The 15,433-nt window shown below is 49.1% G+C and carries 11 protein-coding genes; 6 read left to right on the top strand and 5 right to left on the bottom strand.

Going from position 1 to position 15,433, the window contains the following annotated elements; all coding sequences use genetic code 11:
- Position 1 precedes the first annotated feature (1 nt).
- Together FJ023_04050 and FJ023_04045 are read left to right on the top strand one after the other, a co-directional pair.
- On the top strand, positions 2–1,096 hold the full coding sequence (locus FJ023_04050) for an acyl-CoA dehydrogenase (GenBank protein ID MBM4446510.1): 1,095 nt from the start codon (positions 2–4) through the stop codon (positions 1,094–1,096).
- Positions 1,097–1,112: 16 nt separating this feature from the next.
- Positions 1,113–2,309, top strand: a complete 1,197-nt coding sequence (locus tag FJ023_04045; GenBank protein ID MBM4446509.1) for an acyl-CoA dehydrogenase — start codon at positions 1,113–1,115, stop codon at positions 2,307–2,309.
- A gap of 128 nt (positions 2,310–2,437) precedes the next feature.
- On the opposite strand, the gene FJ023_04040 is transcribed toward FJ023_04045, so the two are convergent.
- Positions 2,438–3,283 (bottom strand): YihY/virulence factor BrkB family protein, encoded by an 846-nt coding sequence (locus tag FJ023_04040; protein ID MBM4446508.1) that lies wholly within the window; start codon positions 3,281–3,283, stop codon positions 2,438–2,440.
- 207 nt (positions 3,284–3,490) lie between these two features.
- On the opposite strand from FJ023_04040, the gene FJ023_04035 reads away from it, so the two are divergent.
- Together FJ023_04035 and FJ023_04030 are read left to right on the top strand one after the other, a co-directional pair.
- The gene (locus FJ023_04035; GenBank protein MBM4446507.1) at positions 3,491–4,126 is read left to right on the top strand and encodes a hypothetical protein; all 636 of its coding nucleotides are present in this window, start codon (positions 3,491–3,493) and stop codon (positions 4,124–4,126) included.
- A 21-nt stretch (positions 4,127–4,147) separates the two neighbouring features.
- Entirely contained in the window at positions 4,148–4,897 is a 750-nt protein-coding gene (locus FJ023_04030) for a histone deacetylase family protein (GenBank protein MBM4446506.1), read from the top strand.
- 8 nt (positions 4,898–4,905) lie between these two features.
- On the opposite strand, the gene FJ023_04025 is transcribed toward FJ023_04030, so the two are convergent.
- Positions 4,906–5,829, bottom strand: a complete 924-nt coding sequence (locus FJ023_04025; GenBank protein ID MBM4446505.1) for a PLP-dependent cysteine synthase family protein — start codon at positions 5,827–5,829, stop codon at positions 4,906–4,908.
- Between the two features lie 231 nt (positions 5,830–6,060).
- On the opposite strand from FJ023_04025, the gene FJ023_04020 reads away from it, so the two are divergent.
- Together FJ023_04020 and aqpZ are read left to right on the top strand one after the other, a co-directional pair.
- Complete coding sequence (locus FJ023_04020) at positions 6,061–8,538, top strand: ATP-binding protein (GenBank protein MBM4446504.1); 2,478 nt, start codon at positions 6,061–6,063, stop codon at positions 8,536–8,538.
- Between the two features lie 27 nt (positions 8,539–8,565).
- Positions 8,566–9,279 carry an aquaporin Z gene (aqpZ, locus tag FJ023_04015; protein ID MBM4446503.1) on the top strand — a complete coding sequence of 238 codons (714 nt, stop codon included), beginning with the start codon at positions 8,566–8,568 and terminating at the stop codon, positions 9,277–9,279.
- A gap of 60 nt (positions 9,280–9,339) precedes the next feature.
- Here aqpZ and FJ023_04010 read toward each other — a convergent pair whose 3' ends face one another.
- Genes FJ023_04010 through xylB form a run of 3 tightly spaced genes read right to left on the bottom strand, consistent with a single transcriptional unit; the run spans position 9,340 to position 15,427 of the window.
- Positions 9,340–11,574: a DUF3604 domain-containing protein gene (locus FJ023_04010; protein ID MBM4446502.1), complete on the bottom strand. Its 2,235-nt coding sequence runs from the start codon at positions 11,572–11,574 to the stop codon at positions 9,340–9,342.
- Positions 11,571–13,859: a beta-glucosidase gene (locus tag FJ023_04005; protein ID MBM4446501.1), complete on the bottom strand. Its 2,289-nt coding sequence runs from the start codon at positions 13,857–13,859 to the stop codon at positions 11,571–11,573. The genes FJ023_04010 and FJ023_04005 overlap by 4 nt, the downstream gene beginning before the upstream one ends.
- A 17-nt stretch (positions 13,860–13,876) precedes the next feature.
- The gene (xylB, locus tag FJ023_04000; GenBank protein ID MBM4446500.1) at positions 13,877–15,427 is read right to left on the bottom strand and encodes a xylulokinase; all 1,551 of its coding nucleotides are present in this window, start codon (positions 15,425–15,427) and stop codon (positions 13,877–13,879) included.
- Between the last annotated feature and the right edge of the window lie 6 nt (positions 15,428–15,433).

Genomic DNA, 15,433 nt, shown 5'->3' with positions numbered 1-15,433 from the left:
TATGATTTCGTTTACTCCGAGTGAAGAACAGCAAATGATTGTGACCATGGTGAAGCAGTTTGCCAACGATGAGATGCGGAAAGTCTACAGGGAGTGCGATGAAAACAGCGAAATTCCTGCCCGTATCATCGACACTGCCTGGAAATTAGGGCTGGTTTCTACAAGCATACCCGAGGAGTATGGAGGTCTTGGTGGAGAGCACTCGGCTATAACAGGTTCACTGATTGCCGAGGAATTGGCCTGGGGCGACCTGTCTATGGCCATGCATATCCTGTGCCCTTCTCTGGCAGTTTATCCTATTCTCGAGATGGGCACTGAGGAGCAGAAGAAAAAGTATCTATCTACTTTTTGCAGTGAGAAGTGCAAAGCAGCCACTGCTGCTCTAATCGAGCCTCGATTCGGCTTCGACCCTTACTCTCTTTCAACCACTGCGAGTCTAAAGGACGGAAGCTATGTGCTTAATGGGCAGAAGTGCTATGTCCCACTAGCCGCAGATGCCGACATGTTACTGGTCTATGCCGCAGGGAAAGGCAATAGTCAAGCTTTCATCGTCGAGAAGGGTACCAAGGGGCTGGAGATTGGCGAGCGCGAAAAGAACATGGGCATTAAAGCCTTAGCCACATACGAACTGAGTCTGAAGAATTGCAGCGTACCCAAAGAGAATCGGCTTGGGGGTGACAAGGGATGTGATTTCTCGCGTATTATAAGCTGCTCACGGGTGGCTCTATCAGCGATGGCTGTTGGGGTAGCCAGAGCTGCCTTTGAGTACTCGAGAGATTATGCCAAAGAGCGTGTTGCCTTCGGCGAGCCGATTGCGTCTAGACAGGCAATCGCTTTCATGCTGGCAGAGATGGCCATTGAAATAGATGCTGCCAGATTAATGACCTGGGAGGCTGGTTGGAAGCTGGATAGAAAAGAAGAGTCGACAAAAGACGCTTCTCTAGCTAAGACGTATGCTGATGACATGGTGTTAATGGTGACCGACCGCGCCGTGCAGATATTGGGTGGGCATGGTTATATCCGTGAGCACCCGGTGGAGCTATGGCTCAGGAACGGTCGGGGATTTGCCACTTTTGATGGCATGGCTATCGTATAGAAGGAGGTTTCCGCTAATGATAGATTTCGAACTCACACCGGAACAAAAAGAAGCAGTGGAGGCAGCTCATAAGGTTGCGGAAGAGCTATTGCGGCCTATAAGTCGATATTATGACGAACATGAACACGAGAGCCCGCAGGAACTCATCGATAAGTTGTGGGAGAAAAGGCGGGAAGGCAGCTTGCTTGGCGGGCTGGACATGACTGCGGCGTTAAGGACTGAGGAGGTCTGCTGGGGTGACGCCGGCCTTTATTTGTGTGTTCCGAGCCCGGGATTGGGTGGTGCGGCTATTTTCGCAACGGGGACACCAGAGCAACTGCAGCGTTTTCTGGGTAACTATAACGAGGGTGGACCAAAATGGGGTGCTATGGCGATGACGGAGACCGGTTGCGGCTCGGACACCTCTGCCATTACTGCTACTGCAGTACGCGATGGCGATGAGTGGGTGCTCAACGGTGAGAAGATATTTGTAACCTGTGGGAAAAGAGCTATGGAGGACTCTGAAGGCCTGGTGGTGGTCTGGGCTACTGTGGACAAGTCAGCGGGACGTGCTGGCATGAAGTCATTTGTGGTGCAGGCTGGAACTCCGGGAGCAAGGGTGGAGAAGATGGAGAAAAAGCTGGGAATCAGGGCCAGCGATACTGTAACCATCGTTTTCGATAATTGCCGCATACCTTATGAAAATATACTGGGCAGTCCTGAAGTCAGGAAGATAGACAAGGCCGGGACTGCCGGCTTCAAAAGAGCCATGGCTACCTTCGATGCCACGAGACCCATGATCGCTGCTCAGGCTTTAGGTGTTGGCCGTGCCGCCTTGGATTTCGTCAAGGAAACACTGGAAAAGGAAGGTATCGAGATACGTTATGGCTTACCGCGTAACAAGCTCAGTGCTCTAGAACGGGATGTCATGGAAATGGAAGCCAATTACAAGGCAGCCAAGCTGCTGACATTACGTGCGTTTTCGCTAATGAGCCAGATGCTGCCAAATAGCCTTGAAGCATCGATGGCTAAGGCGAAAGCCGGGCTGGCTGTTACCAAGATTACCCAGAAGGCGGTTGAAATCATGGGGCCGCTGGGCTATTCCAGAAAATGCCTGCTGGAAAAATGGATGCGTGATGCCAAGATAAACGATATCTTCGAGGGTACCGGCCAGATTAACATGCTCGTAGTGGCACGACGAGTCCTCGACTATTCCAGGGAGCAACTTAAATAGACGTGGACTTTTTGACCTATATCGGAGTGCCATCGAGGTTGTCGAAAGAAGGCAGAATGCATCTGCTGGTTATGTTGATTGAGCATATGAACTAGAATCCCACGCTAATTGACCGGAATAGTAACTTACTATGACTGCACGCTTTTAATCCTCAGATTAATCGCTGAGATTTTAGCAAAAAAGAGAAGTACGAGCGCCGCAAGGTATGTCCATACCAGGAAGGCTATGATGGCTCCGATAGAACCGAATACTAGATTATAAGGGTTAAATTTATCTAAGTATAAAATAAATAGAATTGTTATTATCTCAAAGCAAAATGCGCCTGCCACAGCACTGCTCCAGACATCTTTCCATCTGAGTTGGCGTTGGGGTATGAATTTATAAATGATAAGAAAAACCAAAGAAGCAACAGCGATGTCAATGATGACGACTAAAAGATGCAACAGAACTAAATTTGTGAGTGGTTGATCTGTAATTGTTCTCAGAAATGTTTCGCTGACATTCAGAATTACAGTTATCAAGCGAGAAATGAATAGAAGCAAGACAGTTCCGAGAATCATAGCAAAGTTGGTTAGCTGACTTCGTATGATCGATCTGGATTTGTGAATTCCCCAAGCTGTGTTTAGTGATATTCTCAGCGAATTGAAAAATCCAAAGCAGCCTAAAAGCATCAGTATAATAGATATGATACCTACAGCTCCACGCTCCTTAATCACACTACTGGTGATATTTAATATAAAATCAGGTGATACAGGAACTAAATATTGGAAGGCCTGAGACATTCGTTCCTGTAACGATGGCGCATCTACACAAAAAGTGGCTATAGATATTATTGCTAGTAAAAAAGGGAACACGGAGAGGAGCAAGTTATATGAAATGGCGGCGGCGAGCAGGGGGCAGTTATCGGTGGTGAACTCCTGAATTGTTTTTCTTAACAGTACAACTATTTTCCAGGATGTCATTGATTTTATCATACGAAGCGTCCTATATCCGCGTTTTGTAATCTAATTTATATTCAGCAGATTGCCATTCTATCAATGGTCAGCAATTACGTCAATCAATTTGAGAACATGCAGAGATAAAGGTATTCCGTTTTGTCTTAGTCTGGGTGTATAATGACATTCGCCGCACGCTGAAACAGTCGCGGATTTTTTCGGCTGTAATCATTCAGATGGAGGTGCATTATGACAGAGTCAGCTCAGCAAGCCCTAAGTATTTTGCGTGATGGAAGCCTGTTTCAATGGCATGTTATCCCTCTGTTTGCCCTTGTGGTGTATGTGTATGCCAATGAGGTCGAAAAGAGAAACTGGAGCTTGGTGTTCGCCGGTCTGGCGTTCTGGGGCATGGATTGGTTCAATGAGATTTGGAATGGGCTAGTCTTCCATTTTACTCAGTACGCCCCGGTTTGGGGTGCGCCTGGAGGTACGGCTTATCTCATTTTAATCGGGCTCAATATAGAGATTTGCTTTATGTTTGCGATTGCAGGCATTGCCTTCAGCAAGATGCTGCCCAAGGACAAGAAAATGAAGGTGTTGGGCATTCCCAACCGGGTGCTTTTTGCCATCGTCGGCGCTGCCTTTTGTGTCTTTGTTGAGTATTTGTTGAATGCCGTTGGTGCGCTTACTTGGGAATACCCTTGGTGGAACACAGGTGCGCCGTGGTTGATCTTTCTGGTGGGATATCTTTACTTTTTCCTGGTTTCCTTCTGGGTGTTAGACATGGAGAGCGTTAAGAAGAAGGCAATAACGGTTGGAGCAATACTCGCCTTCGATATCGTCTGCCTGGTAGTGTTCATGGGCATCTTGAAGTGGATTTAGTTCGGGTAGTCCTCAGATGTTATGAAGATAGTTTACCACCCCCGATATATTGAGGTTTATGCTTCCGACCCGGCTGCCAGTCCAGGGAGAATGGAGGCGATTTTTAAGGAACTCCAAGGAAAGTGCGACTTTGTTGAACCTCGAACGGCTTCTGAGGACGATTTGAGGCGAGTCCATACTCAGTATCATGTCGAATCAATCAAAAGAGATAAACATCTTTATGAGATTGCCTCTCTGGCAGTCGGTGGAGCCATTGAAGCTGCCGAAATAGCTATGGAAGGCGAAGCCAGTTTTGGTTTTATCAGGCCACCAGGACATCATGCCAGTCCTGACCATTGCTGGGGATTCTGCTATTTCAATAACATCGCCGTAGCTTTAGCTAAGCTTCAGAACGAAAACCTGATTGAACAGGCTTTGATTCTGGATTTCGATCTGCATTTTGGAGATGGCACCAACAATATTTTTGAAGGGAGCAAGATTAAATATTTTCATCCAGAGGCCCAAAATCGGGAGACGTTCATTGAAGAAATAGCCAGAAGATTCCAGGAAGAGGAAGACTACTCTATACTGGCGGTTTCGGCTGGCTTTGATCGCCATATTGAGGATTGGGGTGGACTACTCGCTACCGACGATTACCGGACTATTGGAAAGTTGGTTAAGGAAGCTGCAGAAAGGAACTGCAAAGGCAGAAGATTTGCTGTTCTAGAAGGTGGTTATAACCATAATGTCTTGGGCAAGAATGTTAAGGCCTTTGTGGAAGGATTGGGTTGAAAGGAAGTTTATGGAGGACATTTGGCGCAAAACGACCGGAACAGCGTTGTGCTCAAGTAGCGGTCTCCGCGGTCAGGCAGTACAACCACAATAGTGCCGGAATTCAGATTTTTAGCTATGTGTAGAGCTCCGGCTACTGCTGCTCCACTTGACATCCCGACAAAGAGGCCTTCTTTGATAGCCAGTAATCTCGTTGTTTCAAATGCGTCATCGTCCTCAATGATAACCTTTTCATCAAATGTATCTGGGCGGTAGATTTTGGGGACTATGGATTCTTTCATGTTCTTCAGTCCCTGTATCGTATGTCCCTCGGTAGGCTCTACCGCAACTATTTTCACGCCCCGTTTTTTTTCTTTGAGGTATTTCCCAGTGCCCATTAACGTTCCTGTCGTCCCCATGCCGGCAATGAACACGTCAATTTCCCCTTTAGTCTGAGCGAATATCTCAGGTCCGGTTGTCTCATAATGAGCCAGGACGTTGCTTTCGTTGTCGAATTGATTGGGCATGTAGCATTTGTCAGGTTCTTCGCTGGCAAGTTGGTGTGCCCGTCTTATAGCGCCATCAGTGCCTTCTGTGGCTGGGGTGAGCATAACCTCGGCACCTAGCGCAGCCAGAGTACGTTGCCTCTCTACACTGACACATTCTGGCATAAATAACTTGACGTTGTATCCTTTGGCCGCTCCTATCATAGCTAGGGCAATTCCCATGTTTCCTGATGTCGGCTCAACTATTGTCTTATCCTTAGTTAGTCTGCCGGATTCCTCGGCCTTGATTATCATGTAGTAGGCAGGTCGGTCTTTAACTGAACCTCCGGGGTTACTGCCCTCGAGTTTTCCCAGGATTTTTACCCTCGGATTTCCATTTAGATTCTTTAGTTCAACCAGCGGGGTATTACCGATAGCGTCAAATAGACTGAAATTCTCGTCTTTCATAGCTACTGAAAGTTTCTCTAAGTTCTTTGTCTTAGGCTGCATCCCTTTTATCAGTCAGCCTCCAATCTTAAAAGGATTATGCACACTAGAAGTAGTCTACGACAACAGGCTTTACAAATCAAGTTGTGCGCTATTGACAACGTCTGCATATTAGGCTTAAATTAAAGACGCCGCTTCTGGAAACCTGGGGAATGAATGGATGCGGTAAAATAATTTAAGGAGACTTTGGCGATGGAAGATTATGAGAAGTTGGGAGTCTTTTATCTGGGCCGGCCTTATGACCTGGCAACAAAAAGTCCAAAAGATGGGCTTATTCTCTATGATTCTAAAGACCTGGTAACACACGGCGTCTGCGTTGGCATGACCGGTAGCGGCAAGACTGGGCTCTGCATCGCGCTTCTGGAGGAAGCTGCTCTTGATGGCGTCCCGGCAATCGTTATTGACCCCAAAGGAGACCTGCCTAATCTGCTACTAACATTCCCGGAGCTACGACCGGAAGATTTTGCCCCTTGGATAAATGAGGATGATGCTCGCAAGAAGGGGCTTTCCGCAGAGGAATATTCTAAACAGCAGGCGGAGATGTGGAAGAAGGGTCTCGCGGGATGGGGGCAAAGCGGTGAACGGATTGGTCGCCTGCGCCAGGCGGCCGATTTCGTCATATATACGCCGGGAAGCAGTGCCGGTATACCAGTTTCCATATTGAAATCATTTGCTGCTCCGCCAGCTGCCATTATTGACGATAGTGAGCTTCTTGGAGACCGAATCAGCTCCACAGCTACCAGTTTGCTTGGACTTATGGGCATAGAGGCTGACCCGATCCGGAGCCGGGAGCATATTTTAATCTCGACAATATTGGATTCATCCTGGAAACAAGGCCGGGATTTGGATTTGGCAGCTCTCATTCAACATATACAAACACCTCCCGTAGCCAAGATAGGTGTTATGGACATCGAATCATTTTATCCGTCTAAGGAGCGTTTTGAACTGGCTCTTTCGCTTAATAATTTGCTGGCGGCACCAGGCTTTAACGCCTGGTTAGAAGGGGAGCCGCTCGATATCGACCGAATATTGCATGCCCCAGATGGCAAGCCACGAATATCAATATTCTCTATAGCCCATCTTAATGATGCCGAGCGTATGTTCTTTGTATCATTACTGCTTAATCAAATACTGGGTTGGACACGCATGCAGTCCGGTACCACGAGCTTGAGGGCCATAGTCTATATGGATGAGATTTTTGGCTTTTTCCCGCCGGTGGCTAATCCTCCTTCAAAAACACCTCTTCTTACTTTGCTGAAACAGGCGCGTGCCTTTGGTGTTGGTATTTTGCTGGCCACACAAAACCCGGTAGACCTGGACTATAAAGGCCTGTCCAATGCGGGCACGTGGTTAATAGGAAGACTGCAGACAGAGCGTGATAAGATGCGGGTTCTGGAGGGTTTGGAAGGTGCTGCTGCCAGTACTGGTATAAAATTTGACCGGCAAAGCATGGAAGAGACATTAGCCGGGCTCGGTAGCCGTATTTTCTTGATGAACGATGTCCATGAGGATGCCCCAGAAATTTTCGAAACCCGGTGGGCTATGTCGTACCTCAGGGGGCCTGTTACCCGAAATCAGATTAAATTGCTTATGGATCCGAAGAGATCTACTATAATTGGTAAACCCGTTGTAGGTGCTGCAGCACAAGTTCCATCTTCGCCCGGTGTTTCTGCCTATCAGGCCCCAGCCGCAGCCGTAAGTGCTACTGCCAAAAAGGCTGAACGTCCGTTGCTACCGCCGGATATTTCCCAATATTTTATTCCTATCCGCGGCAGCCAGCCGACAGGACAGACCCTGATCTACAATCCCATGCTGCTCGGATTAGCGCAGGTTCATTTTGCCGATATCAAGACCGGGGTGGATGTCGCCCAGGAATCTACGTTTGTCACCCAAATAACGGAAGATCCTATAGCGGTGAACTGGGATAACTCGGCAGTAGCCAGCTTTAACATATCCGATTTGGACAAATCGCCCAATGAACCAGCCCAGTATTCTCAGCTACCCGCAGCAACGGGCAACGCTAGAAACTACGGTGGCTGGAATAAGGATTTTGCCGACTGGCTTTACAGGAACCAGAAGCTGGAACTACTCAGAAGCCCGACTCTCAAGCAGTTCTCGAATTTAGGTGAGTCGGAACGCGATTTTCGGATAAGGTTACAGCAAGATGCCCGTGAGCAGCGAGATGAGGCAACAGAAAAACTTCGGCAGAAATATGCGTCGAAGATGGCTACACTTGAGGAGCAGGTTCGCAGAGCCCAGCAGGCGGTTGAGCGTGAGGCAGAGCAAGCCAAGCAGCAAAAAATGCAGACCGCTGTATCGGTAGGGGCAACACTGCTGAGCGCGTTTGTGGGTCGCAAGGCAGTTAGCTATTCGTCTTTGGGACGTGCCACAACGGCAGTGCGTGGCGCCAGCCGTATCATGAAGGAGTCCCAGGACATAAAACAAGCCCAAGAAACAGTGGCCACTTATCAACAGAGGCTGCAGGAGCTCGAGTCGTCTTTGAAAGCTGAGACGGAGGCGCTGGCAGCTAAAAGTGACCCACTAACCGAGGAGCTGGAGAAAGTTATTGTTAGACCGGCAAAGAAAGATATTTCTGTGCGCCTGACTACGCTGGTCTGGATGCCCAACTGGCAGAGCCCTGAGGGCAAGTTGACGCCGGCATGGAACTAGGTAAGCACTAAAAATAAGGAGGTACGCATGAAGAAGTATGTAGCTGAGCTAATAGGGACGTTTGCTTTGGTTCTCGTAGGGTGTGGGAGTGCCGTGATTGCAGGTCAGCATATTGGGTTCCTTGGGATATCATTTGCATTCGGCTTGACGGTGCTGGCCATGGTCTACGCGATTGGGAGTATATCTGGGTGCCACATCAATCCAGCTATAAGCATTGCCATGCTCACTGCCCGCAAGATGAATTGGAAAGACACAGTGTTTTACATCATTGCTCAATGCATTGGTGCCATAATCGCCGCCGGTATTCTCTTGGCAATCGCAAAAGGCATACCTAGCTACTCGTTGGCGGTAAATGGGCTAGGGCAGAATGGCTTTGGAGCTAATTCCCCTGGTGGCTATTCTTTGGCTGCATGTTGTTTGACAGAAATTGTTCTAACCGCATTGTTCCTGTTTGTGATTTTCGGCTCCACGAGCAAGGAGTCACCTAAGGGCTTTGCCGGTCTGTCAATTGGCTTGTCCCTGGTGCTGATACACTTGGTAGGAATTCCGATAACCGGAACATCGGTCAATCCAGCAAGAAGTTTAGGCCCGGCGGTTTTCGTTGGCGGCGCGGCACTTTCCCAACTCTGGCTCTTCTGGGTAGCTCCCATAGTAGGCGGTATTATAGCAGCTGTAATCTGGAAATACGTGTTTGAAAAAGAATGGTCTTTATTGACTAGATTGCCGCGGCGGAAAGTCTGATATTTGTCGGTGAGGCAGAGGCCTGAAGTTAATCGCAGGTGTGGTGCTGTTTAGATACTTTTATTTATCAACCCATACCGGGCTGGCCCAGGCTAAGTGGCCATCTGTTTGGACTATACGGGCAAAATAGAATGAGCTTTCGTCGAATGCTTCGTCTTTGAACTCGGTCTCCAAATCGGATTGCCCTTTTCCATCTAGAGAGAACAGCTCATATCCCTTGGAGCTGGAATATTTCCACATCTCCACGCACTTCAACGGTGCTGTAGCCTTTACCGAGCAATATATGGTGACAGTGGTGTCATCGCTGAATATTTCCGAACCCATTGGGTAACCATTGACCTGGAAGTCAACGACTATGCGGGATCCTGTTGTGGCATAGGTATGGCGTTGCCACATGGCATCAAAGAGGCTTTCTCGGGTGAGGTTGGTGGCAAAAATAGCCTGCAGGCCGGGCTGGTAATCTTTGGTGATGCGCGTGCCGAAGGACTTACCTCCCCTTGCCCAGTGGTTGTCACCGCCGGCAGTGAAGCCAAGCCGGTATCCCTTAGCCAGAGCCTCCCTGACATATGAGCCGGTGCCCTCGTAAGCTCTGTGACTCCTTTCCCCATATAGGTAGGTGAATAATGGAGTGATATCGTGGTGGATAGGATAAGGACTGTCGAAGTAATCGCTGCTCCCGTGTTTGGAGAATATCTCTACCAGCCGTAGCTGTTCCCAGTCAGCGGGGCCCCAGTTGTAAGGGACGCTGGCATAGAGAAGGCGCCAGGCAGTGTGGTGAGGTATAACTAGGTAACGCCGGCTTTCTAGTGCTTGCCGCAGGTTCTCAGGGGTAGCGGCATCTCGGCGAGAAACCAAAATGGGGTCTTCTCCCTCGGCGTAGTAAATATTGCGGTGGCCTTGATAATAGTCAGTCCACTCGAAGCCATCAAAAGTGACGAACTCTCCCGGTACGTTGTATTTCTCATTTAAGTCTAATAAGTGTTGCCACTCCTCTGGGCTGGGGGAAAGCCCCCAGTAGTCGAAGAGGTCGTGGATACTTATTGAGGCGAAATCAAAGCGGTCTATTCGGCGGTTTCGTTCATAGACATATTGTGGGGTGCGGTTGGCATCTTTTCCCAGGGTGGTATGCTGATGTAGGTCACCCCAATAGATATGTTTTTCTGCAGCCGGGTCTACTAATATCGGGTTGCTGGCGTATATTTGGCCAGTGGCGTCGTCTCGGACTTTGATGCGGTAAGTGTCTGGAGATGTGACCCGAGCCTGTATTTTGGCTACTCCTCGGTCTGATGGGGAAAAGGTGTAGCTCTCTGTGGCAAATTCCAGTCCTTGTTGGGGCGAGAAAGTTATGGTGCCACCGTATAACATGGAGAGGAAACCATCTTTGTCTAGGGCTTTGACCACGATGGGAAAGTCATTTTGCAGCGAAGGAGTGCTGGGAGCCAGAACCTCCAGTGAGGCCATCTGTCGTCCACCAACCTCGAGTGTGGCATAGGAAGAAACCATACGATAGAAGCCGTCTCCGTCTTGGTCAACGTAGAAGACAAAGTCCACATCCGCCTCGCCATCCGGCATTTTCCAACCCGAGCCACCATTGGAAGTATCGCCCAGCACCAGCTCTATTCGGTCTCCTGATTTTAGAGACCCCTTCACCAACTTCAGATGTATCTCGTGGCGTCGCGCCACATTGAGAGGGTAGTATATCGGGGCAGAAGGGTCTTTCCTGTGCCTGGCAGCATCTATGGCGAAGGTGTTGAGCAAAAAGTTATTGTAAGGTGGGGCTGAAGGCTTACTTAGAGATATCTTAGCCCCATCGGGTGCTCTGACAGTCGCATATCCTTGCTGAGAAGGCTTGCTTATCTGGAGGGTCTGCTCCCACATATCCTGATAGAAACAATCATAGAACTGCGGCTTACCACCTACAGGGATAATTTTGCCCAGGCGGAGGATGATGCCGCCCATTTCTTTAATGCCGTATTCTCCGACACGGAAGGTGAGGGTAAGCGTCTGGTAGCTGCTTCGTTCCACTACCTCCGGGTTGATTCTGGTTTCCCCGTCGACTATTCCGTCAACAATTCTGCCTTCAGCGTAAACATCGGGGTTTTTATTAACCCAGTAGAAACTTTGAGCTACCCTTAGGCTGCCCCCGGCTAAGATATAGAGAACCAGGGCGGCACCGATTCCCAGGGCTAAGACCCACCACCTGTTTTCCTGCCAACGCAGATATAGAACCAGTCCCGAGGACAGGAGTAGTGCTATGCCCAGAACTACCAGGTAGTAAAAGATTGGCCCGCTCATGCCACCACTTCAAATTCTCCCAATAGCAGAATATCCTTGGAGGAACGTCCTACCCCCACTGTGAAAACGCCCAGCTCGACAATGAACTGCATATCTTTGTTATAGAAACTAAGACTTTCTACAGGCAGCTCAAATTCCACCGTCTTGCTCTCATTAGGTTCAAGGGCGATTCGTTTGAAACCTTTCAGTTCTTTGACAGGTCTGGTAATGCTGGCGACCACGTCGTTGGTGTAGAGTTGGACTACCTCTTCGCCGACCCTGGTTCCGGTATTCTTGACATCAACCTTTATTGAGATTTCGCCAGTTGGTGATACTTGCTTTGGCTCTATTCTGAGGTTGCTGAACTCGAAGGTAGTGTAGCTCATGCCATAGCCAAATTCAAAAATGGGGCTGGTGCTTGCGTCAATATAATTTCCCCAGAGTTGAGACCTGGCGCCGGATGGCTTGTGGCCATAATAGGCTGGAACCTGCCCCACTTTTTCGGGGAACGATATCGGCAGTTTGCCGCTTGGATTGTAATCGCCAAAAAGGACATCGGCAATCGCATTGCCGCCCTCTTCCCCAGGCAGCCAGGCTTCGATAATAGCTGGTATCTTTTCTATAATCCATCCAAGGGCAAGCGGTCTGCCGTCTGCGAGAATGAGCACGATAGGAGTACCCGTCTCATAGATGGTTCTCACGAGGTCATCTTGCACACCTGGAAGGCGCAGCTCAGCACTGTCTCTCATTTCGCCGCAGGTACAATCTGGGGTCAGCCCAGATTTTCCTCCGACTACCACCACCGCCACATCGGCCTGTCGTGCTGCTTTTATAGCTTCTTCAAAACCGTCCCTTGAAGTACCGCTTACCTCACAGCCCTTGGCATATAAGACCTTGGTCTTCGCAGTGACTCTTGACTTAATTCCTTCCAACATAGTGCCTACAGGAACGGTAACCTGGTCGGGTTTGGTGTCTGCCTCTGGCAAAGGAGAACCGAGCACGTTTGCTGTCATCGCCATAATGCCAATATGGGCAGCGTAAGTATAGTCCCCGAGGAGATTCCGTTGACTATCCGCGTTAGGCCCTATTACAGCGATGGTTTTGATATCCTTGCTGAGTGGGAGGATGTTACCCTCGTTCTTCAGGAGAATGAGCGATTTCCGTGCCGCTTCGAGAGCAAGCTCACGATGGTTTGAAGTATCGAAAATCCTCGTAATGCCTTTCGGATCAACATACGGATTTTCAAAAAGGCCCATCATGAACTTAAGACTCAGTACCCTTGAGACGGCCTGGTCAATCAGTTCTTCCGAGACCAGCCCCTTTTCGACATGTTCTTTCAAAGGTTGAGCATAATAGTTATACTTAGGAAGCTCGATGTCGATACCGGCTGTAAGAGCCAGCCTGGCGGCATTTGCTTTGTCAGGAGCTATCTTATGATAGCTCTGCAAATTGTCAATAGCAAAGTAATCGGAAACTACAATCCCCTCAAATCCCCACTCTTCACGCAAAATGCCTGTGAGTAGCTCATGGGATGCACCACATGGGATACCGTCAAGCTCATGGTAGGCATTCATGACTGACAAAGCCTTACCCTTTTTGATAGCTTCTTTGAATGGATATAAGTAGACCTCCCTGAGCATTCTTGGTGGTATATGGGCAGGTGCCCAGTTCAATCCGCCCTCTGGCAATCCGTAGCCGACGAAATGTTTTAAAGTGGCGATGACACCCTTTGTTAAATCATCACCCTGAAGTCCTTTTACGTATGCTGTTCCCATCCTTGCTATAAGGCAAGGGTCCTCTCCGAAGGTTTCTTCAACTCTTCCCCATCTCGGATCTCTGGCAACATCTAAAACGGGGCTAAGCCCCTGATGCACCCCGACGGCTCTCATTTGAGTTTTGATTATGGCCGTCATCCTTTCGACCAACTCTGGATCCCATGTGCTAGCTATGCCAATTATCTGAGGAAATATAGTTGCCTCTTTTGCCATAAAACCGTTCAGGCATTCCTCGTGGATTAGGGCTGGTATGCCAAGTCTGGTTTTCTCGATTAGGAATTTTTGAACTTCATTTGTGAAAGCCGCTATTTTCCCGGGTGGCAAAGCGGTGCCTACTCCAGGTCTGGATATCTGCCCGATGCCATTTTTGATAAGTGATACTGCCATTTTTGGAGAGAATTCCCCGGCCTCTAATATCTCGAAGCTCCAGATACCACCGAGTTGTGCTATCTTCTCATCGAGCGTCATTTTGGAAATAAGGTCTTTGGTTCTGGTATCAATGCTTTTGGAGGAATCACGATAGAGTTCCATTGTTTCAACCCTTTCTTTTACTTAAGCGTTCCTTCGACAAAGGCAGCATCGCGGTCGAAAAAGTCTTTCAGAGTTCTAGGAAGAGGCTGGTAGAGCGCATAGAGGTAGCGGTATATCTGCGACTTTGTGGAATCAGGGGACTTTGAATCAACGGTGTGGATGAGGTTAGCACAGGCCTCTTCAACGGATTTAAATAAACCGACCCCAACAGCAGCCAAGATTGAGGCGCCATAAGCTGGGCCTTCATCAACGCCTATTCGAACCACTTCAGTTTCGAAGATATCTGCTGCTAGCTGTTGCCAGTAGACACTCTTCGCCCCGCCGCCTGAGAGATAGATTTTTGTGGTACTGACCCCGAGTTCTCGTCCCAGTTCGAGGCAGTCTTTTAGGCTCATGGTAACCCCTTCCAGGACTGCCCTTGCCATGTGCGCTTTCGTGTGTCTGAGGGAGAGACCGAGGAACGCACCCCGAGCGTTGGCATCAGCGTAAGGAGTCCTCTCGCCGGCGAGGTATGGCAGAAAGACAAGACCTTCTGAGCCGGCCGGCACGCTGGCAGCTTTCTGGTCGATAATTTCGTAAGGACTCATCCCCTTAAGTTTTGCCTCTCTGATTTCGTCATGGCAGAGCGCATCGCGGAACCAGCGTAATGCGCCTCCTGCGGAAAGTGTGACGCCCATCAGGTGCCACTTGCCGGGCACAGCGTGGCAGAACGAATGGAGTCGCCCCAATGGGTCAAAGGCTGGCTTGTCTACATGCCAGAATATAACCCCGCTTGTGCCGATTACGCATGATGCCAGCCCTTCCCGAACGATTCCATTACCAACAGCACCTGCTGCCTGGTCACCACCGCCGCCAACAACCGGCGTCCCCTTGATTAATCCCAGAGTCTTAGATGATTCTTTACTTATGTAGCTGTTTATCTCCGGTGACTCGAAACAGTCGGGGAGCCATCCTCGGGGTATATCCAATGCCTTTAACATCTCCTCAGACCACCTTCGGTCGGCTACATTGAAGAGAAGTGTTCCCGATGCATCCGAGACCTCCGTGGCAAACGCACCAGTCATTCTGTATCTTATGTAGTCTTTTGGCAGCAGCACATTAGAAACGCGTGCATAGATTTCTGGCTCGTTCTGGCGTAACCATAGTATCTTAGGGGCTGTGAATCCAGTCAAGGCTCTATTAAATGTTAATTCAATCAATTTATTGAAACCGACGGTCTCGGTGATTTCGCGGCATTGGGACTCGGTACGCTGGTCGTTCCATAGTATTGCTGGGCGGAGCACTTTGCCGTGATTGTCTAAGAACACCGAACCGTGCATCTGCCCGGTAAGCCCGATGGCAACCACTTCGATTTTTGAATTGGTGACCGAGCGTCCTTTCTCCAAGCAGGTACGGATTGCGGAAACGGTCGCCTCCCACCATATTAGTGGGGCTTGCTCTGTCCATTTCGGCCTGGGAGTAAGCAGGGGATAATTTACAGTGGCAGATGCAGTTATATTACCAGTCTCAGAGACAAGGAGAGCTTTTGCCCCTGTGGTGCCGATGTCTATTCCCAGAACATATTTCATGATTGT

It is taken from the genome of Chloroflexota bacterium (assembly GCA_016875875.1).
Classification (GTDB): Bacteria; Chloroflexota; Dehalococcoidia; order GIF9; family UBA5629; genus 9FT-COMBO-48-23.
The sequence above is the reverse complement of the archived record's forward strand: the minus strand, read 5'-3'. Positions and strand labels throughout refer to the sequence as shown.

What these genes read in the sequence shown, in the direction of transcription:
- FJ023_04040 (MBM4446508.1), bottom strand. Translation starts at nt 3,283, where the DNA reads ATGATAAAATCAATGACATCCTGGAAAATAGTTGTACTGTTAAGAAAA.
- FJ023_04050 (MBM4446510.1), top strand. Translation starts at nt 2, where the DNA reads ATGATTTCGTTTACTCCGAGTGAAGAACAGCAAATGATTGTGACCATG.
- FJ023_04030 (MBM4446506.1), top strand. Translation starts at nt 4,148, where the DNA reads ATGAAGATAGTTTACCACCCCCGATATATTGAGGTTTATGCTTCCGAC.
- aqpZ (MBM4446503.1), top strand. Translation starts at nt 8,566, where the DNA reads ATGAAGAAGTATGTAGCTGAGCTAATAGGGACGTTTGCTTTGGTTCTC.
- FJ023_04020 (MBM4446504.1), top strand. Translation starts at nt 6,061, where the DNA reads ATGGAAGATTATGAGAAGTTGGGAGTCTTTTATCTGGGCCGGCCTTAT.
- FJ023_04045 (MBM4446509.1), top strand. Translation starts at nt 1,113, where the DNA reads ATGATAGATTTCGAACTCACACCGGAACAAAAAGAAGCAGTGGAGGCA.
- FJ023_04005 (MBM4446501.1), bottom strand. Translation starts at nt 13,859, where the DNA reads ATGGAACTCTATCGTGATTCCTCCAAAAGCATTGATACCAGAACCAAA.
- FJ023_04010 (MBM4446502.1), bottom strand. Translation starts at nt 11,574, where the DNA reads ATGAGCGGGCCAATCTTTTACTACCTGGTAGTTCTGGGCATAGCACTA.
- xylB (MBM4446500.1), bottom strand. Translation starts at nt 15,427, where the DNA reads ATGAAATATGTTCTGGGAATAGACATCGGCACCACAGGGGCAAAAGCT.
- FJ023_04025 (MBM4446505.1), bottom strand. Translation starts at nt 5,829, where the DNA reads ATGAAAGACGAGAATTTCAGTCTATTTGACGCTATCGGTAATACCCCG.